This window comes from Lactobacillus sp. UMNPBX19, from assembly GCF_002553805.1.
GTDB lineage: Bacteria > Bacillota > Bacilli > Lactobacillales > Lactobacillaceae > Lactobacillus.
On record NZ_PCYR01000030.1, the window covers coordinates 1 to 18,437 of the forward strand.

The 18,437-nt window shown below is 34.4% G+C and carries 15 protein-coding genes, 3 pseudogenes and 1 other annotated feature; of the genes and pseudogenes, 12 read left to right on the forward strand and 6 right to left on the reverse strand.

The window, feature by feature from the left end; translation table 11 throughout:
- Positions 1-161: 161 nt before the first annotated feature.
- The 11 genes and pseudogenes from CP370_RS07760 to CP370_RS07810 form a co-directional block, all read left to right on the forward strand.
- Positions 162-416 (forward strand): annotated as a pseudogene (locus CP370_RS07760) (Zn-dependent alcohol dehydrogenase); the annotation flags it as partial.
- A 161-nt stretch (positions 417-577) separates the two neighbouring features.
- Positions 578-1,324 (forward strand): DUF4097 family beta strand repeat-containing protein, encoded by a 747-nt coding sequence (locus tag CP370_RS07765; RefSeq protein WP_087285061.1) that lies wholly within the window; start codon positions 578-580, stop codon positions 1,322-1,324.
- A 90-nt stretch (positions 1,325-1,414) separates the two neighbouring features.
- Positions 1,415-1,660 (forward strand) — a binding site (T-box leader).
- A gap of 63 nt (positions 1,661-1,723) precedes the next feature.
- Entirely contained in the window at positions 1,724-3,103 is a 1,380-nt protein-coding gene (gene brnQ / locus CP370_RS07770) for a branched-chain amino acid transport system II carrier protein (RefSeq protein WP_012846228.1), read from the forward strand.
- 199 nt (positions 3,104-3,302) lie between these two features.
- Positions 3,303-4,097, forward strand: a complete 795-nt coding sequence (sufC, locus tag CP370_RS07775; RefSeq protein WP_087712967.1) for a Fe-S cluster assembly ATPase SufC — start codon at positions 3,303-3,305, stop codon at positions 4,095-4,097.
- Positions 4,098-4,105: 8 nt separating this feature from the next.
- Positions 4,106-5,311: a Fe-S cluster assembly protein SufD gene (gene sufD, locus CP370_RS07780; protein WP_087713451.1), complete on the forward strand. Its 1,206-nt coding sequence runs from the start codon at positions 4,106-4,108 to the stop codon at positions 5,309-5,311.
- Positions 5,292-6,530, forward strand: coding sequence for an aminotransferase class V-fold PLP-dependent enzyme (locus CP370_RS07785; RefSeq protein ID WP_011161979.1), 1,239 nt, complete (start codon positions 5,292-5,294; stop codon positions 6,528-6,530). The genes sufD and CP370_RS07785 overlap by 20 nt, the downstream gene beginning before the upstream one ends.
- Positions 6,517-6,975, forward strand: coding sequence for a Fe-S cluster assembly sulfur transfer protein SufU (gene sufU / locus CP370_RS07790; protein ID WP_011161980.1), 459 nt, complete (start codon positions 6,517-6,519; stop codon positions 6,973-6,975). The genes CP370_RS07785 and sufU overlap by 14 nt, the downstream gene beginning before the upstream one ends.
- A complete protein-coding gene (gene sufB / locus CP370_RS07795; RefSeq protein ID WP_014567504.1) occupies positions 6,968-8,371 on the forward strand; it encodes a Fe-S cluster assembly protein SufB in 1,404 nt (467 codons plus the stop codon). The genes sufU and sufB overlap by 8 nt, the downstream gene beginning before the upstream one ends.
- Complete coding sequence (locus CP370_RS07800) at positions 8,371-8,694, forward strand: metal-sulfur cluster assembly factor (protein ID WP_053107403.1); 324 nt, start codon at positions 8,371-8,373, stop codon at positions 8,692-8,694. The genes sufB and CP370_RS07800 overlap by 1 nt, the downstream gene beginning before the upstream one ends.
- 8 nt (positions 8,695-8,702) lie before the next feature.
- Positions 8,703-10,201, forward strand: a pseudogene (locus CP370_RS07805) (Nramp family divalent metal transporter).
- Between the two features lie 68 nt (positions 10,202-10,269).
- Positions 10,270-11,010, forward strand: a complete 741-nt coding sequence (locus tag CP370_RS07810) for a class I SAM-dependent methyltransferase (RefSeq protein ID WP_087713452.1) — start codon at positions 10,270-10,272, stop codon at positions 11,008-11,010.
- A 120-nt stretch (positions 11,011-11,130) separates the two neighbouring features.
- On the opposite strand, the gene CP370_RS07815 is transcribed toward CP370_RS07810, so the two are convergent.
- From CP370_RS07815 to CP370_RS07835, 6 genes are all read right to left on the reverse strand, one after another.
- The gene (locus CP370_RS07815; RefSeq protein ID WP_087712968.1) at positions 11,131-12,165 is read right to left on the reverse strand and encodes an IS3 family transposase; all 1,035 of its coding nucleotides are present in this window, start codon (positions 12,163-12,165) and stop codon (positions 11,131-11,133) included.
- The gene (locus tag CP370_RS07820; RefSeq protein WP_087712969.1) at positions 12,132-12,839 is read right to left on the reverse strand and encodes a helix-turn-helix domain-containing protein; all 708 of its coding nucleotides are present in this window, start codon (positions 12,837-12,839) and stop codon (positions 12,132-12,134) included. The genes CP370_RS07815 and CP370_RS07820 overlap by 34 nt, the downstream gene beginning before the upstream one ends.
- 153 nt (positions 12,840-12,992) lie before the next feature.
- Positions 12,993-13,538, reverse strand: a complete 546-nt coding sequence (locus CP370_RS07825; RefSeq protein WP_087712970.1) for a M57 family metalloprotease — start codon at positions 13,536-13,538, stop codon at positions 12,993-12,995.
- 95 nt (positions 13,539-13,633) lie between these two features.
- Positions 13,634-13,777, reverse strand: coding sequence for a hypothetical protein (locus CP370_RS10070; RefSeq protein ID WP_233186314.1), 144 nt, complete (start codon positions 13,775-13,777; stop codon positions 13,634-13,636).
- Between the two features lie 197 nt (positions 13,778-13,974).
- The gene (locus tag CP370_RS07830) at positions 13,975-14,703 is read right to left on the reverse strand and encodes a P-loop NTPase fold protein (protein WP_232457384.1); all 729 of its coding nucleotides are present in this window, start codon (positions 14,701-14,703) and stop codon (positions 13,975-13,977) included.
- A gap of 247 nt (positions 14,704-14,950) precedes the next feature.
- On the reverse strand, positions 14,951-16,051 hold the full coding sequence (locus tag CP370_RS07835) for an ATP-binding protein (RefSeq protein WP_087712971.1): 1,101 nt from the start codon (positions 16,049-16,051) through the stop codon (positions 14,951-14,953).
- 250 nt (positions 16,052-16,301) lie between these two features.
- On the opposite strand from CP370_RS07835, the pseudogene CP370_RS07840 reads away from it, so the two are divergent.
- Positions 16,302-18,383 (forward strand): annotated as a pseudogene (locus tag CP370_RS07840) (excinuclease ABC subunit UvrA); the annotation flags it as partial.
- Between the last annotated feature and the right edge of the window lie 54 nt (positions 18,384-18,437).

An 18,437-nucleotide genomic window follows, 5' to 3' on the forward strand; every position in this document is an offset into this window, starting at 1 on the left:
TAAGAGTTGGATTGATCGTCTTTTGGTATCTGAAAGTTAGTTTTTTCCCAGACACTTTTGCTTGCGAGTGTGTCATACGTGAAATGAATAGTAGCATGTTTTTTTAGCAATTGTATGTAGTACTTTTTTAATTTAGACTATCTGTGTAAGTTAAGGAAACGATTGGTAGAGTGGGTGTACCACATGCAGAACCTAAGTCAAACCAATTATTCTGGAAGAATGTAGGTTTGCGTGGTGGTATTGCTGCTGTAACTAAACCTGATAAAGAAGTTTTATTACAAGCAGTTCTTGATGGCAAAATTAATCCAGGTACGGTATTTACTAAGAGTTTTGATTTAGATCATATTCAAGATGCGTATGAAGCAATGAGTAATCGTGATGCAATTAAGTCGTTGATCATTGTTAATGATAAGTAGAATCTTAAAAGACAACTTAAACTTTATGTTTAGGTTGTCTTTTTTGCATCTTAGTTATCAATTTTAGCCACTTAGTAAGAAGTTATTGAAAAATATTTGTATGATAGTAAAATTAAAATCAAATAAGAATAATGAATGAATAATAAAACGAGGTGGCTAAAATGCTTTTCAATACAAGTGGGAAAACGAAGAATGAATATGTTAATGAAATCTTAAGTAATGATAGTTTTACTAATTTGAAACTCGATTTAATTGATCTAGACCTAAAAATTAAAGCAGGAGATCATTTTGAAGTTCACTATCGGGGACCAGTCGATAAGAAGCCAAGTCTAGTCCTTAATGAAAACTTGCTTGAAATTAAAGAACCTAGAGTAGAGTGTAAACCAGGTAAGTTTTGGAAAAAAGGGATTATTGAAATAAACATAGTTACAGATAAAGACAGAGCAGAGTTAGTAATTACTGTTCCAGAAGATCATAAATTACACATGTTAAATGCGAGCTCGATAAGTGGAGATTCAAGTTTAGAAAACTTAAAATTAGAAGCTTTAATGGGGTTTGCAGTAAGTGGAGATCTAGATTTGAAGAAGGTAGAAGTTGAAGATGCTAAATTAACTACTACATCAGGGGATATTGATTGTACGGATGTAGTAGTAAATCAGGGAAAAGCTGAGTTAGTAAGCGGAGATTTTAAGATGAAGAATAGTGAAGTAGGCGATGAACTTAGGGTTTCAACTACTTCTGGTGATACTTTGGTTGAAAATACTAAAGTAGCGCAGTATCAACTCTCTACTTTAAGTGGAGATAATTCACTTTTTGGAAAACGCGGTACAGCTACACAAATAGGGAACGAAAATGATAAATCTCGTCTTATTTTGAGTACTTTATCAGGGGATAATACAGTTAGATAATAAAATTAATTTTTTAACAAGAAAAAATATAAAAAATTGTTGACATTTATGATGCTTATATTAAAATAATTATTAACAAATTTAATTAATCTGAAAACAAAGAGAAAGAAGAGTAGTTTAGTCTTAATTTATAGCGAGTCTCGTTAGGTGTGAGGAGATAAATTCTAAGATTAAATGAAAATCACTTTCGAGTTCTAATTCTTAATCTTGAGTAAGAAGAAGTGGGAGCACCCATTATAGTGCCAACGTATCGCCAAGTAATTGGCCGTACGTGAAAGGTATTGTTAGTGATAGCAATATAAATAAAGGGTGGTACCACGCTGAAGCGTCCCTCAATCAAAGTAATTTGGTTGAGGGACTTTTTTGTATTCAGATATTTATTTTCTGGAGGGAAAGAATATGATGACAGAATATACATCGCGTAAATTAACATGGAAGGATTACCTAGTAGTTGCTTCCTTGCTATTTGGTTTATTCTTTGGAGCTGGTAACCTAATTTTCCCATTACATTTAGGCCAACTTGCCGGAGCAAATTGGGGAACAGCTGCTGTTGGATTTTTAATCACTGGTGTATTACTGCCTTTATTATCAGTGTTAGCAGTTGCAATTACCCACGCTGATGGGGTTTATGACATTGGAAAGCCTTTAGGTGCAGGATTTGCAGTTGTATTTATGGTGTTAATCCATGCTACAATTGGACCTTTATTTGGTACCCCAAGAACAGCCACTGTTTCATTTACGGTTGGAATGGCACCATTTCTTCCTAAGAATATGCAAGGAACAGCTTTATTAGTCTTTTCTGCTTTATTCTTTTTAGCAGCCTTTGCATTTTCTTACCACCAAAACAACATCTTGTCTAACGTTGGTAAAGTATTAAACCCACTATTTTTATCGCTATTATTTTTAGTATTCGTTGTTGCCTTTGCTCGTCCTTTGGGTAACCCACAAACTGCAGCTGTCACCAGTGCTTACAAGCATGGAGCATTAGTTAACGGATTCTTAGAAGGCTATAACACAATGGATGCTTTAGCAGGTTTAGCCTTTGGTATTACAGTTGTTACTGCTGTTCGTGGTATGGGACAAAAAGATGCTAAGAGCGTTTCTAAAGTAGTTGCTAAATCTGGTTTGTTAGCAGTTCTGGCTATCGGCTTTATCTATTTATTGTTAATCTTAATGGGTGCAATGTCCTTAGGTCGTTTTAAAGTTTCAGATAACGGTGGTGTTGCATTTAACCAAATTGTTAATGTTTATGGTGGTGTATTTGGTCAAGTCTTACTTGCTTTCTTATTAACTATTACTTGTTTAACTACTGCTGTTGGATTAGTTGCAGCTTTTGCGCAAGACTTTCATAAGCACTTCCCACAAGTCAGCTACCATGCTTGGTTGGCACTTAGTTGTTTAGCATCATTCTTAGCAGCTAACTTTGGATTAGACACAATCATCGCTTGGTCAACTCCAATGTTGATGTTCTTATACCCATTATCAATGGTATTAATCTTATTATCTGTTTTTTCACCATTATTTAAAACAGATGGAGTTGTTTACTTCTTTGTAATCCTCTTTACAGTTGTTCCTGCTTTAGGTGACATGGTAGTTGCTTTTCCAAGCGTTGTAAGTCAAAGCTCATTTGGTTTAGCTGTTGCTTCTCTTAGAAATCATTTGCCATTAGCTAATATGGGACTGTCATGGCTCGTACCAGCCTTAGTTGGGTTAGTAGTTGGATTAGTTGTTCATTTTGTTAAAACTAAAAAAGTAGCTTCCGTTTTAGAAGAAGATTAAATATTTAGCTCTGCTGATTTTCAGCAGAGCTTTTTTGATAAATAAATAAAGTTTACTTGTTATTAGAATAGGGCTAAGAACTTCTAATCAAAAGTCAAGACTAAAATTATAGCTTTAATAGGATTAATATTATCTATATGTTGTATGTTAGCTAGAGCTGATAACACTAAATATAGAATGATAAAAGGTGAGGATTTACATGGCTACGTTAGAAATTAAAGATTTACATGTTGAAGTTGAGGATAAGGATAAGAAGAGTAGAAAAAAGATCCTTAAAGGCGTGAATTTAAGTCTGAAAACTGGTGAAATCCACGCAATTATGGGGCCTAATGGAACAGGAAAATCTACTTTATCTGAAACAATTATGGGAAATCCCCGCTACCATGTTACTCAAGGAGATATTCTGTTAAATAATGAAAGCATTGTTGAAATGCCCGTAGATGAGCGAGCTCGTAAGGGGCTATTTCTAGCAATGCAGTATCCAGCAGAGGTACCTGGTGTAACTAATGCAGAATTTTTACGTGCTGCAATTAATGCTCGTCGACCAAAAGATGATCCAATATCAGTGATGACTTTCTTGAATGAATTGGATAAGAATCTTGATTTGTTAGATATGAATGAGGCCATGACTGAACGATATCTTAATGAAGGATTTTCAGGTGGAGAAAAGAAACGTAATGAAATTTTACAGATGCTAATGATTAAACCAAGTTTTGGAATTTTAGATGAAATTGATTCTGGCCTTGATATTGATGCATTACGAGTAGTATCGCGTGGAGTTAATGCAATGCGAGGAGATAATTTTGGTGCTTTAATGATAACGCACTATCAACGTTTGCTTGATTACATCGTCCCAGATATTGTACATGTCATGATGGATGGACGAGTTGTAAAAGATGGAGGTCCTGATTTAGCTGAGAAGCTTGAACAAGAGGGATATGCAGGTTTACGTGACGAACTTGGCTTAGATATTAAATTAGTTGATGAGAATTAGGAGTGCTTATGCTAACTAAAGAAAATTTGCTTAATTTTTCTCATAAAAATAATGAGTCCTCATGGTTAACTGATTTAAGAATTAAATCCTTTGAAAGACTAGAAGAACTGGATTATCCTAAAATGCAGCGATTTTCTTATCACGATTGGCCTTTAATTAAAAAAGAAGATTTTCCCTGGTCTAATCAAGCTGACTTTTCTTTAAAAGAGGAGCAGAAGCTTTTAGAAAAGAAAGGCATCATTTTAACCGATATTTTTACAGCAAGTAAAAAATATCCCGAACTTGTGCAGTCAACTTTAGGGTCAGTAATTAAACATAATGAAGATAAATTAACTGCCTATCATTATGCCTACTTAAATTCTGGACTTTTCCTCTATATTCCTAAAGATACTATCTTAACCGAACCGATTACAATTTCTTTAAGCCCAACTCAAGATACCTATATTTCTCACCTTTTAATCGTTGCCGATAATAATAGTAAAGTAAAATTTTTAGAAGAAATTCAAGATAAGGATAAAAAAGCAAGTTCAGCCAGTTTAATGGTGGAGCTTATAGCACGTCCTGGGAGTCATATTGAATTCTCTTCACTTGATGAACTTAGCCAAGACACAACGCTTTACTTTAATCGTCGAGCAAAAATTGAAAAAGACGCCCATGTTGAATGGGCAATTGCTTTTATGAACGATTGCAATACACTGGGAGATCTTGATTCTGAGTTAGTTGGGGAAGGAAGCTTTGCGGATTCTAAGGCCATCGCAGTTACCACAGGAGATCAAAGAGTGGGCATAAATAACCGCGTAACTAATCGTGGTCCGCACTCAACTGGATTAATTAATCAACGTGGGGTCTTACTAGAAAATTCCAGGTTGATCTTCAATGGAATTGGTCAAATTGTGCATGGTGCACATGGCTCAAAAGCTGATCAACAAAATAGAGTCCTAATGATGTCGGATGAAGCTCATGGGGATGCTAATCCATTACTTTTAATTGATGAAAATGACGTTATTGCAGCTCATGCTGCTAGTGTTGGTCCAGTTGATAAAGTCCAAATGAACTATTTAATGAGTCGAGGAATTCCTTACGATCTGGCACAAAGATTAGTTATACGTGGCTTTTTAGGTGCGGTTTTAGATGCAATTCCAAATAAAGATGTTCGCAGAAAAATGATTGATATTCTAGAGAGAAAACTGATCGATGGCCAAATTAAACACTGAAAAAATAAAGCAGGATTTTCCAATTTTTAATCAAAAGATTAATGATGAAACTCTTGTTTATCTAGATAATGCTGCAACTAGCCAAATACCGAAGTTTGTTGAAGAAAAAGTTAGAGATTTTAATGAAAAAGAACGTGCAAATGTCCATCGCGGAGTCCATGCATTAGGCTTAAGAGCTACTAATCAATATGAATCAAGCCGTCAAAAGGTGGCTAATTTTATTGGCGCAAATAATGCTAAAGAAGTTATTTTTACTTCTGGATGTACTGATAGTTTAAATTTAGTTGCAGCTAGCTTCGGTGAACAAAATATTCAGGCAGGGGATGAGATCCTAGTCTCAATTATGGAACATCATAGTAATCTTTTGCCTTGGCAGCAACTTGCTAAAAGAAAACAGGCTAAGTTAAATTTTATTGAAATAAATTCAGATGGCTTACTTGATATTAAAAATTTAAAAAGTAAGATCAATTCAAAAACTAAAATTGTTGCCTTGACGCATGTAAGCAATGTTTTGGGCACAATTAATCCAATTAAGGAGCTTACTGATCTAGCTCATGAAAAAGGAGCAATTGTTGTAGTTGATGGTGCACAAGCAGTTGGACATTTTCCAATTGATGTAGCTGAATTAAATGTAGATTTCTATGCTTTTTCTGGCCATAAAATGTTTGCTCCGACAGGAATTGGTGTTTTATATGGGAAAAAAGATCTCTTAGATAAAATGCAGCCTTATCGTTTGGGTGGTGAAATGATTGCTAATGTAACTAGAGAAGGAGCAACATGGGCAGAAGTACCATATAAATTTGAAGCTGGTACACCAAATATTGCTGGTGCCATTGGACTTGGAGCAGCAATTGATTATCTGCAGTCTCTAGACTTTGAGCTTATTCAAAAACATGAACAGGAATTGACAAGTTATGCCTTAGAAAAGCTTAAAAATGTTTCAGGATTAACAATCTATGGTCCACAAAAAAGTAATGGTCGCATTGGAGTAATATCTTTTAATTTAAAGAATATTCATCCCCATGACTTAGCGACTGCACTAGATTTAAACGGAATTGAAGTTCGTGCTGGCCATCATTGTGCTCAGCCGCTAATGGCTAGCCTTAATACGGAGTCAACTGTTCGAGCTAGTTTATCTATTTATAATACTAAAGATGATATTGATAAATTAGTAAGTTCTCTCCATGAAGCAAAGGAGTTTTTCAGTGAGTTTAGATAAATTAAGAAGTTTATATAAAGCTGTAATTTTAGATCATGCTCAAATGCCGCGAAATTATGGACAACTAACTGACTTTAGTCATGAAACTACTGTATATAATCCAAGTTGCGGTGATAAAATTCATCTGACAATTTTGATTGAAAATAATAAAATTAAAAAAATTGCTTTTAACGGCGAAGGGTGCACAATCAGTAAAGCGTCTGCTAGTATGATGACAGACTTGGTAAAAGGAAAAAGTATCAAAGAGGCAATTGAGCTTTCACACCTATTTTCAAACTTAGCAGCCGACAAGAAAAGCGACACTTTAAAATTAGAACAATTAGGAGATGCTCAAGTATTAGTAAATATTATGCAATTTCCGGCCCGAATCAAATGTGCTACTTTAGCATGGTGGGGACTAGATCGAGCATTACTTGGTAAAGAAAAGGAAGAAGAAAATGACTAAAGCAGAGGATATAGTTAAAGACGAAGATTATCAGTTCGGCTTTCACGATAATGTAGAACCGAAATTTTCAACTGGTCGTGGCTTAACAGAAGAAGTAGTTCGACAAATTTCAGCAGAAAAACATGAACCTAAATGGATGCTAGATTATCGTTTAAAAGCTTTTCATATTTATGAAAAAATGCCAATACCAGATTTTGGTCCTGATCTTTCAGGGCTTGATCTAGATAATATGCTTTATTATCAAAAAATGACCGATAAGAAATATCGTGATTGGAAGGATGTACCACAAGATATTAAGGATACTTTTGAGCGACTTGGTGTACCGCAAGCAGAGCGAAAATACTTAGCGGGTTCGGCTGCCCAATATGAATCGGAAATGGTTTATCATAAAATGAAAGAACAATTTGATAAACTAGGGATCATCTTCACTGATACGGATACAGCTTTGCAGGAGTATCCTGATTTGTTCAAAAAATACTTTGGTAAGTTAGTTCCAATTGATTCAAATAAATTTTCTGCCTTAAACTGTGCTGTTTGGTCAGGAGGAACTTTTATTTATGTGCCAAAAGGAGTACAAGTTCCAACACCAGTTCAGGCATATTTTAGATTAAATGCAGAAAATTCAGGACAATTTGAAAGAACTTTGATCATTGTTGATGAGGACGCGCATCTTGATTATGTTGAAGGATGTACTGCTCCGCAATACTCTTCAGATTCTTTACATGCGGCAGTTGTTGAAGTAAATGTCTTAGATAATGCATATTGTCGTTATACTACCATTCAAAACTGGTCTGATAACGTCTATAGTCTAGAAACAAAGCGTGCAGTTGCTGGAAAGCATGCAACAATGGAATGGGTAGACGGTAATTTAGGTGCGAAAGTTACCATGAAATATCCAAGTGTCTATTTAAATGGTGAAGGTGCTCGCGGTACTATGCTTTCAATTGCAGTTGCACACCACGGTATTCACCAAGATTCTGGAGCTGGAATGTTTCATAATGCTCCTAATACTTCTAGCTCAATTGTGTCTAAGTCAATTGCCAAGGGTGGTGGGTCAACAGATTATCGCGGTAGTGTTAAGTTTTCTAAAAAATCAGATGGCTCAAAGGCACACGTGGAATGTGACACGATTATTATGGATGATATGTCTTCTTCTGATACGATCCCAACTAATGCTATTGAAAATTCAAATGTAGCGATGGAACATGAAGCCACAGTTTCTAAAATTTCTGAAGACCAGCTGTATTATTTAGAAAGTCGTGGCATCCCAGAAAGAAAAGCAACTGAAATGATTATTATGGGCTTTGTTGAACCCTTTACTAAGCAATTACCAATGGAATATGCAGTCGAACTTAATCGCTTGATTAGCTTCCAAATGGAAGGAGCAATTGGATAGTGCTAGAAATAGAGAAATTATCTAATACCGAAAGGGAAGTTTACCAAGCCTTAAAAAAAGTAATTGATCCAGAACTTCAGGTTAACATCGTTGATTTAGGATTAATTTATGGTATTGAAGTAAGCGAGACAAAATGTCAGATTACGATGACTTTAACGATTATGGGATGTCCTCTAAGTGAGTGGTTAGATCACGAAATTACTAAAGCTGCCAAAAGTGTTGATGAAGTTGATGAGTGCCAAATTAAACTCGTTTGGTATCCGCAATGGAATCCAAGTATGATGTCTAGAGTGGCCCGGATGACCCTTGGAATTCATGGATAGGGGTAAAGATGGAAGATCATAGTTTTATTTCATACGCAAATGGTAAATCTTTAGTAGAAATTAATAGTACTATTCCAGTTCCGAGAACTCGTAATTTCTTCAGGATGCTTTTAGCATATACTGGTCCTGGTGCATTAGTTGCTGTTGGATACATGGATCCAGGAAACTGGGCAGCTTCAATTAATGGTGGTCAGAGTTTTAATTATCTTTTGATTTCTACTATTTTAATTTCTAGTTTAATGGCTATGCTTTTACAATATATGGCCGCAAAACTAGGAATCGTTACTCAAATGGATCTAGCACAAGCCATTCGTGCACGTACTAGTAAAAGATTAAGTTTTATCCTTTGGATTATAATTGAACTAGCAATTATGGCAACTGATGTAGCGGAAGTTATTGGAGCGGCAATTGCTTTAAATCTTTTATTTAAGATTCCCCTAGTTATTGCAACTTTTATCACTGTCTTTGATGTATTACTCTTATTGTTATTGTCAAAAGTGGGATTTAGAAAAATAGAAGCCCTGGTATCCTGCTTGATTATGGTGATACTACTGGTTTTTACTTATCAAGTCATGTTAGCTAATCCTAGCTGAAAAAATATTTTTTGTCTGCATTGCCATCTCCAGAATTAGTAGCTCAGCATCCCGTAGTTAATGGATTATCACCTTTAACAGGAAGTTTGGGAATAATTGGTGCCACTGTGATGCCCCATAATTTTTATTTGCATTCATCTATTTGCCGAACTAGAAAAATTAACCATGATGATCTGACAGATGTTCAAAATGCAGTCCGTTTTACTACGTGGGATTTAAATATTTAATTAATTATTGCCTTTTTTGTTAATGTACTTTTATTAATTATGGGAGCTGCTGTTTTTAAAAGTGGTGCAGTCAAAGATAGTTCATTCTTTGGTTTGTATGATGCTCTAAGCAATACGACTATGTTAAGCAATCCAATTTCGATCTCAGTAGCTAAGACAGGAATTTTATCAGTCTTATTTGCAGTTGCACTTCTTGCTTCTGATCAAAATTCAACAATTACTGGAGCTCTCACTGGAAAGGTAGTAATGGAAGGCTTTATTCACTTAAAGATGCCACTATGGGCAAGACGATTATTTACTAGATTATTATCTGTGATTCTAGTTATTATGTGTGTACTGATGACAGCAAAAGATTCAATTTCTCAGCAACATTTTGCCCTGAATATGCTTTTGGAAAATTCTCAAGTTTTTCTAGCATTTGCAGTACTATCTTCAATTGTGCCACTTTTGATTATGACAGATGATAGGAGAATGATGGGACAGTTTAAGAATAGAAAGATTTGGTCAATTCTAGGATGGGTCAGTTCAATTATTTTGATTTTCTTGAATTTGTGTAATTTACCAGCTACTTTTGTTTTCTTTAATATGATGCCAAAAAGAGATGCAGTAGTTTTCGCTTATGCGATCATTATGTTGATTATTTTATTAATGGGCTGGACATGTTGGGATATGAGAAATAAGAAATAGTTTTAATATCTTTAATAATTGGGTTAATATTAAGAGAATAATAATTTAAATAGATGGGATTAATAAAAATGATTTATCAAACTTTTGCCCAATTATATGATCAGTTGTTTGATTCAGATATGTACAAGAGCTGGGAGAAATTCACCTTAGCTAATATTAATAAAAAGAATTGTAAGCTACTCGACTTAGCTGGTGGTAGTGGACGATTAGCTGTTTTACTTGCTAAAGATGGTATAAATGTCACGGTAGCTGACTTTTCAGATGAAATGCTTAGTTTAGCAGATCAACATAGTACTGAAAACAATGTTTCTTTACAGTTGATTCAAGCTGATATGCGAGATTTAGCAGACCTTGAAAAATTTGATGTAATTACTTGCTATGCGGACTCTTTCTGTTATCTTGATGACGAAGCTGACTTGTTTCAAGTGTTTTCTGAGATCGCCAATCATTTAAAAGCTGATGGTGTATTTCTTTTCGATGTAATTACACCTCATCAAACTGACGACATTTATCCAGGCTATATGTACAATTATCAAGATGATGATCACCGTCGAGCATTTATGTGGCAGAGTTATGCCAATGATGATGTCGAACATGGGGTGATCCATGATTTAACATTCTTTAATCGTTTACCTAATGGTGAATATGATCGTTTATCTGAAACTCACTATGAAAGAGCATATGATTTAGATACCATTAAACAGTTATTGAAACATGCGGGCTTTAACTCAATTGAAGTAGGATCTGACTTTAGTTTAGAAATGAAAGATAAAAAGGCAACACGCTGGTTTTTCAAGTGTCAAAAATAATAAAGTATCTAGGAAAAAAACTTCAAAATAAAACACTGATAATCAGCGTTAAATAAACTGATCCGTACCGTGTCAAGTAGACAGTTAAAATATATAAAATGAATTGATAAACCAACCTGTTTATGCAGGCTGGTTTTTCTTTGCTTCTATTTCTTCCCAATAATCTTTGTAACGCTTATCCTGTTTGATTTTATACTCTTTCACTTTACTTGGATTACGTTTTGATTCTGCTCGTACTTCTCCTGCAGTTTTACCTTCAAATCTTTCTTGTGGATCATAGTTGATATAATAATCAATAGTTTTATCAAAAGCCTGCTTCATTTCTTCATAACTATTTATCTCTGGATATAAGACTATTCTCATTTCTTTGATTATTCCTTGCCACCCCTCCATCGGACCATTGTCAATACAGCGGCCAACCCTAGACATTGATTGTGACATACCATGCTCTGTTAATTCGTTTGTAAATGGAGCACGAGTAAACTGAAAACCACGATCACTATGAAGCATTGCATGACTATCAGGTTCTTTTTTCCAAGCAGCTCTTAGTGCCGCATTAACTAATGCAGTATCATTACGCTGGCTTAGAGCATAACCAACCGGATATCTATCATAAAGATCAAAAATAGTGCAAAGGTAGATCTTTTGACCTGTACCAGGGATCTTTTCCTCAGTAATATCAGTACACCATTTTTCATTAGGCTTAGAAGCATTAAAATTACGATTTAACACATTAGCAGACGTTTCCTCAGGTCTAGATGCTTTGTAGCGATATTTCTTATTAAATCTAGCTTTGCTTGTGTAGATATAGTTAACGCACATTAACCGTGCAACAGTACGACGATAAATTTTAGGCTCGTCTTCTTCAAGTTCTTTGTTTAAGGCTAATGTCATCTTAGGTGAACCAAAAAGACTATTATTACTCTTAGCGATTGATTTAATACGCTCAAGAATCATTTGATCTCTTAATTCACGTTTGCTTGGCGTATGCTTCAACCACTTGTAATAAGCTGATCTAGCAATATTAACTTGTTTGCACATCCAATCAATAGGCCATTTGTATTCTTGATGGCACTGCTTGATTAATTCATAAAGAGTTTGTTTTTGACTGTGTTTAAGTGCTATTTGCCTTTGCTTTGGTTGTCCAATAACCACGTCCTCTCTAAATCCTTCACTTTTTTTAAGAAAGCTATTTCTCTATCTTTGATTTGATTCTGCACTCTAAGGTGTTCAACTTCACGCTTAAGCCTTTCTGTTTCAGTTAGGTCAGATTCTTTTAAACGATGACCTCGTTTGTCTTTAAGTCCTTTAGATCCTTGAGCTTGATACTTCTTGCACCAGTTATATACCTGTGCATAACTACAGCCATACTTGATTGCCGTCTCTTTATAATTCCAATTATGTTTCTTGCAGTATTTAACAATACTTTGCCGTTCTTCTAGGGTTGTTTTTCTTCTACTAGTCATATAAGCCTCCGGGATAGGATCGTGATCCTTCAATTCTCGATGACTATTATACTTGATAACCCATTGTCTTAGTTGACAAGTACTTCTTAGACCAAATTTATTTGCCAGATCTAAATAGGAACCTTCACCTGCTAAATAAGCAGCAGCGCACTCAAGCTTAAATTCTTTTGAATACCTTTTATTACGTTTATGAGATTTTAATGCGTCCTCACCATCCACTTGATATGCTTTAACCCACATACGTATTGTGCTATCTGGAACATCTAAAGCATTTGCAATGGAGGGATAGTTTCTTTCACCGTTTAAATATTGCTTAACTGCTTTAAGCTTCACTTCAAAGCTAAATCTACTTTTTCTAGACATATAAAAAGTCCTACTTTCATAGATAGTACTTTATATATTTGTACTGTCTACTAAAGTAGGACTATATCAATATCAAACGTTGATATATCAGTGCTTTTACTTTCTAAAGAGTTATGTTTTAAATCAAATTAAGACTTGTTTACGAAACTCTTTTTATGCCGCATATGCGGATTTGTATAAATCTCTAGCGGCATTAATATCTTGCCCCTTGAATAGAAAATAGGATCCTGCCGGATACATTATAGAAGCTGTATTAGTATGTTGTAAGCCAATTACATGACCTAATTCATGTTCAGCTGTATTTACAACTCTTTGATAGCTATAATCATAATTTTCATTTTGTAAGTAATAAGTATTTAGCTTAACTTGTGCCTTTAATAAGTGGTTAGTTAATGGATTATAGCTTGTGGTTGTAACACCGGCAGCACTTGTTGTATTATCTTCAACTTGTTGTACTACAATGTTAGCCTCATTTTTATTGGTGGTTTCTTTAAAAGTAAACGCACCAGTTTTATTCCAACTATTCATTGCTTCTCGAGTGGCAGTCACTAATTCATCGTTATTTGAAATGTCAATAAAGACATTTGCTTTAGCCTGGTTCCAAGTTTGTTTACCGGAAGTCTCTTGATTTTGTCCTTCACTAGAATTAGAAGTTACTGGCTGATTTGGCTGTTGGTTATCTGATTCCGAAGATGGCATCTGATCAGAAGGACGATCGGAAACTTTAAGTGGAACTAGCTTTAATGGATTAAGGTACTAGCGTCTAAGGTTGATATTTTTTCCTTTCAGTTTTTTTATCCCCAATTTAATTCATCATATTTTGCTTGGATAAATAAAGGTAGGGTGAATCCTAATTTACCGCGAATGATTGTTTTGATTAAATCATATTTAATTAGCTTAGTACGATACATATTTACGTATTGCTTGCTTTTACCCATTTCTTCGATAATTGCACTAATATTATTATTTTTGACATCTCGTAGAGAAATTGAAAATCAACTTCTGTTAATTCATGTGAGATGACATCATACGCTTGATTGAAAAGCGTATCTTTAAAAGCTAACTTAGTATAATTCCAGGATTCTTCAAAATTTTTACCAGTAGATAGCTCTTCATACATCGAATCCCCAATTAATTAAAAAGCATAAGCATAGCCTTGTGTCATCTCGGCCATTTCTTCAGCTTGGTCACTTGTAATGTCAAATACTTTAATATACGCTTGAGCAATTGATAATTTTTGCAATTTATTAATGTGAAACCTATCAGCGCGTACTAAAAAAGTTAAATTATGCGAACTAGAAAGTTCCGCCACTTCCTTCAACAATCCAGTCATGATAACAGAAACTTGAAGTTCACTTAAGCTCCAATTATTAAATTCTTCATCTAATTTTTGAATTGCTGGTGTATTAGAAACTTCATCAATACAAAATACGACTCGCATGTTAGCTTGTTTCAATAATTTTAAAATTTTGGTGATTTCAGTTTTATAGTAGATTTCATCATGTTTTTCATTTACCTCAGCAAAATTTATAGAAACGAATGGTAAGCTAATTGAAACAGATGAAGACCACTTTTTTAATTTGTTAAGCATTGGGGCTAGCTTAATGTACATTATACGGAATAAATCTTCAGTATGATGAAGAGTTACCACGATTGTATCATCATATTTATTAAGTTCTTTGCCAACTTTGTTCATAAAAACTGTTTTACCTGAACCATGAACACCAGTAATAAAAAGTGAGTAAGTGGGATGTTTTTTGTAACGGTGTGCTCTTTTAGCATATTTGACAGCATCATTATTAAAATCAATATATAGTTCTGGAATTCTGCCGAATTCGGCATCAAATGGATTTTCACTGTGCATTTTAAAGCCGCATTATACTTCATTATACTTTTTATGGGATTCTAGAATTGTTTTGCATAAGTACATTAATGTTGATAGGATTTTATCTTTTGCGCCTGAAGTATATAAGGCACTAAAAGAAATCTTAGATATAAAATGAGCAATAATTTTCTATATACACTGTAGGGAAATTATTACTCATTTTATTTATATTTAATTAAATCACTAGAGATAAGAAAGAGAGAAACTAAAAAGTTCTAGATGAATTTTAAAATCCATCTAAAATCATCTCTTGTTCAACGAATTTATCGAAGTAGGGTAATAAAAAGCTAACATAGCCGTAACCATTTGGTTTAATAATTTGGTCATCAATTAATTTTCGGCGATATACAGCAATGTAATTAGGTCCTTTTTTCATAAGATTACCAATAACCTGGCTTTTAACTTTGTGTTGCTTGGATTTAACCATAGCTTGTACAAATTCTTTTTCACGTTCAGACATGTCACTATAAACTTTGAAGTAAACATTTCTATTTAATTCACTAATATAGGTGTCTAAGATGTTGTTTATATCAGATATAGAGATCGTCTTATTGGAGGAATGAATAATTTCTTCCCACAAATGATAGCCTAATAATTGAAAAGCATAAGCAAATCCTTGAGTTTGTTTAGTCATATATAAAAGAGCTTCAGTAGAAAACGTATAGCCAGCTTTACTAAAAATGTGCTGATAACTATTTTTTATACTTTCAATGTCTAAAGGATTCAAAACAATTCGATTGGCACGCAATAAAAAGGTAAGAACATCATCATTTTGGATTTCTGAAACATTTTCTGGTAAACCTGCCATAAGTAAAGAAACATTAAGATTGTTTCGAATCATAATTTGATAACAACTAGCAAATTTTTTTAATAATGGTGTTAAATGTACTTCGTCAATGTTAATTAAAACATGAAACCCTTTTTTTGTTAGTTTCTCTAAGGCATTTTGGAATAATAATTGAAAATTAGATTCAGCCTGTTGATGGAAACTAGCACTCATATCTAGTCCAAAGAAGTTCATCTTTAGGTCGATATTTTTTATAATCTTCAAGTTAAGAAGATGTCGTTGTAATTGATTTATTAGGGAGATTAAGAGATCATCATCTAGAACTAAATTGATTACTAACCAATTTTTATCTTTACTTATTAAATTAGAAACTTCTGTCATCAATGTAGTTTTTCCCGAACCACGTTGCCCGTAAAGAAGGGATGTTTGAAAAGGCGATCCCACTCGGTTCAATTCAGTAACTGTACGTTGAGTTAATGAATCACGATTTAAGAAAACACTGGGCATTTTTCCAAAACTAGGATTAAAAGGATTTTCCATTTAGTTACACCTCTTTTTATAACTTTTTATAACTTTTTATAACTTTTATTTAATTTTATAACTTTTTATAACTTTTTTCCACTTTAGAAAGATCGGGTAAGGAGCAGTAAACAATAGCTATAAACTGTAATAGAGAAAACTCCACATAAATATGTGTTAAAAACGATAATTTAACAACTGAGTAAAAAGTTTCCTATAATATATAGGTATAAATTATCTCAATTATAGAAATGATAAAGAAGGAAATAAAATGGCAGTCCCAAAAAAGATTGAAGTTCGTGGTGGACGTGTTCATAACTTGAAGAATATTAATGTAGATATCCCACTTCATAAGTTTGTGGCTATTTCAGGACTTTCGGGGTCAGGAAAGTCATCCCTAGCAATGGGAATTTTATATGAAGAAGGGTCACGGCGCTACTTAGATGCTCTATCTACCTATATGCGTCGACGGATTAAGCAAGGTGCTCAAGCGGATGTAACGAGTGTAAAACATATTCCATCTGCCTTAGCTCTCCGCCAGCGACCAAGTGTTCCTAATGAACGAGCTACAGTTGGTACAACCACTGAAACATATAATGTTTTACGGCTTATTTTCTCAAGATTAGGTTCACCCGTTTGTCCGAATGGACACCGAGTTGCCCCAAGTTTAGATATTGCAGAAGCAATGTCTAAGTCCGGAGATGAGATGGGGCAGGTTACTTGTCCAACTTGTGGTGTAAAGTTTCACGTTCCAAGTGCGGAAGATTTTTCTTTTAATTCTGATGGAGCTTGTGAGCGTTGCGGTGGAACTGGTAAGGTCCGCCAATTAGACGAAAGTAAATTAATTGCAGATCCCAATCTTTCGATTAGAGACGGTGCGGTAGCTTCTTGGAACTTACCTGGAAGGAACTTTATGCCAAATGTAGCTGAACATGCAGGTGTTAGAATTGACATTCCCTATAAGGATTTAACTGAGAAAGAGAAAGACTTTGTTTTAAATGGCCCTGAAAAGAAGTATAAGATGGATTTATTATCAGGAACAGGTCGCGTTTTTCATAATTTTAATGCCTTATATGAAAATGCGCATCAAGCCGTTTTAAAATCAGCTGAAAGTAGTAAAAGTGAACGAGCACAGAAACGTCTTGCAGAATTTTTCACTTATTCAACTTGTCCCGTTTGTCATGGAACGCGTCTTCGTCCAGAATTACTTAATCAGTTAGTTAATGGAAAAAATATTGATCAAGTTCAACATATGCAATTAGGCGATTTGCCTAAATGGAGTAAAGAGGTTCTGGCCAGTCTACCAGAAAATATGCATCCCATGGCTAAAGCCTTACTCAATGAATTTATTAATAATTTGCAGCCACTACTTGATTTGGGATTAGACTATTTAACCATGGCTCGAGCTGGTAATACCCTGTCTACTGGTGAATTACAGAGAATTCAACTTGCTAGAACTTTACGTACAGAAACTACCGGAGTTTTATACGTTTTAGATGAACCTTCAATTGGATTACATCCCGCTAATGTTGATGGATTAATTAAAGTATTACGGAATTTAGTTGCACAAGGTAATTCCCTTGTGGTCGTTGATCATAATGTTGATATTATAAAAGCGGCTGATGAAATTATTGAAATCGGTCCTAGTTCCGGTGAAGCTGGAGGAGAAATTTTGGATCAAGGCACTCCTTTAGAAATTGAAAAAGATCCTCAATCTTTAATTGCACCTTATTTAGATGGCAAAGCTGATTTAATGGCTCGTAAAGTTATCGATAAAGTTAATTCTGAGCAAGTTACTTTCGAAGTAGATCACTATTTTAATTTACATGATATTAAAGCAGGAATTCCTGTAAATCAAATTAGTGCTGTAACTGGCTTTTCAGGGGCAGGAAAAACTAGTTTGATTTTAGATTCTATTGTTCCAGCAATTAAGGCTCAAGATAAGGGTCAGCCTTTACCAAAGCAAGTTAAAGAGTTTAATTCTCCTATACATCATGTTGTAAGTGTTGATGCTTCTCCAATTGGAAAGAGTACGCGTTCAACAGTCGCAACTTATACTTTAATTATGGATAATTTGCGTAAGCTCTTTGCTCAGCAACCTTTGGCTAAAGAAAAGCACTATACTCCCAGTTACTTTTCTTATAATAATAAAGAAGGAGCTTGTCCAACTTGTGGTGGTACAGGAATCGTTACTTTAGATATTCAGTTTTTGCCTGATATGCAGCAAACCTGTCCTACTTGTCATGGAGATAGATATAATCAAAAAATTCAAAAAGTTAAATGGCATGATCTTTCGATTGTTGATGTTCTTAACCTGGATATAAACGAAGCTATTCCAATTTTTAAAGAGATTGTAGTGACCCTCGAAATTCGGACACGGATTTCGGGGGTTTTCTTATGACCAAAT

Bases quoted from the DNA above. Each gene is read 5' to 3' on its own strand.
- CP370_RS07765 (WP_087285061.1), top strand. From the start codon at position 578: ATGCTTTTCAATACAAGTGGGAAAACGAAGAATGAATATGTTAATGAA.
- brnQ (WP_012846228.1), top strand. From the start codon at position 1,724: ATGATGACAGAATATACATCGCGTAAATTAACATGGAAGGATTACCTA.
- sufC (WP_087712967.1), top strand. From the start codon at position 3,303: ATGGCTACGTTAGAAATTAAAGATTTACATGTTGAAGTTGAGGATAAG.
- sufD (WP_087713451.1), top strand. From the start codon at position 4,106: ATGCTAACTAAAGAAAATTTGCTTAATTTTTCTCATAAAAATAATGAG.
- CP370_RS07785 (WP_011161979.1), top strand. From the start codon at position 5,292: ATGGCCAAATTAAACACTGAAAAAATAAAGCAGGATTTTCCAATTTTT.
- sufB (WP_014567504.1), top strand. From the start codon at position 6,968: ATGACTAAAGCAGAGGATATAGTTAAAGACGAAGATTATCAGTTCGGC.
- CP370_RS07810 (WP_087713452.1), top strand. From the start codon at position 10,270: ATGATTTATCAAACTTTTGCCCAATTATATGATCAGTTGTTTGATTCA.
- CP370_RS07820 (WP_087712969.1), bottom strand. From the start codon at position 12,839: ATGTCTAGAAAAAGTAGATTTAGCTTTGAAGTGAAGCTTAAAGCAGTT.
- CP370_RS07825 (WP_087712970.1), bottom strand. From the start codon at position 13,538: ATGCCATCTTCGGAATCAGATAACCAACAGCCAAATCAGCCAGTAACT.
- CP370_RS10070 (WP_233186314.1), bottom strand. From the start codon at position 13,777: ATGGGTAAAAGCAAGCAATACGTAAATATGTATCGTACTAAGCTAATT.
- CP370_RS07830 (WP_232457384.1), bottom strand. From the start codon at position 14,703: ATGCACAGTGAAAATCCATTTGATGCCGAATTCGGCAGAATTCCAGAA.
- CP370_RS07835 (WP_087712971.1), bottom strand. From the start codon at position 16,051: ATGGAAAATCCTTTTAATCCTAGTTTTGGAAAAATGCCCAGTGTTTTC.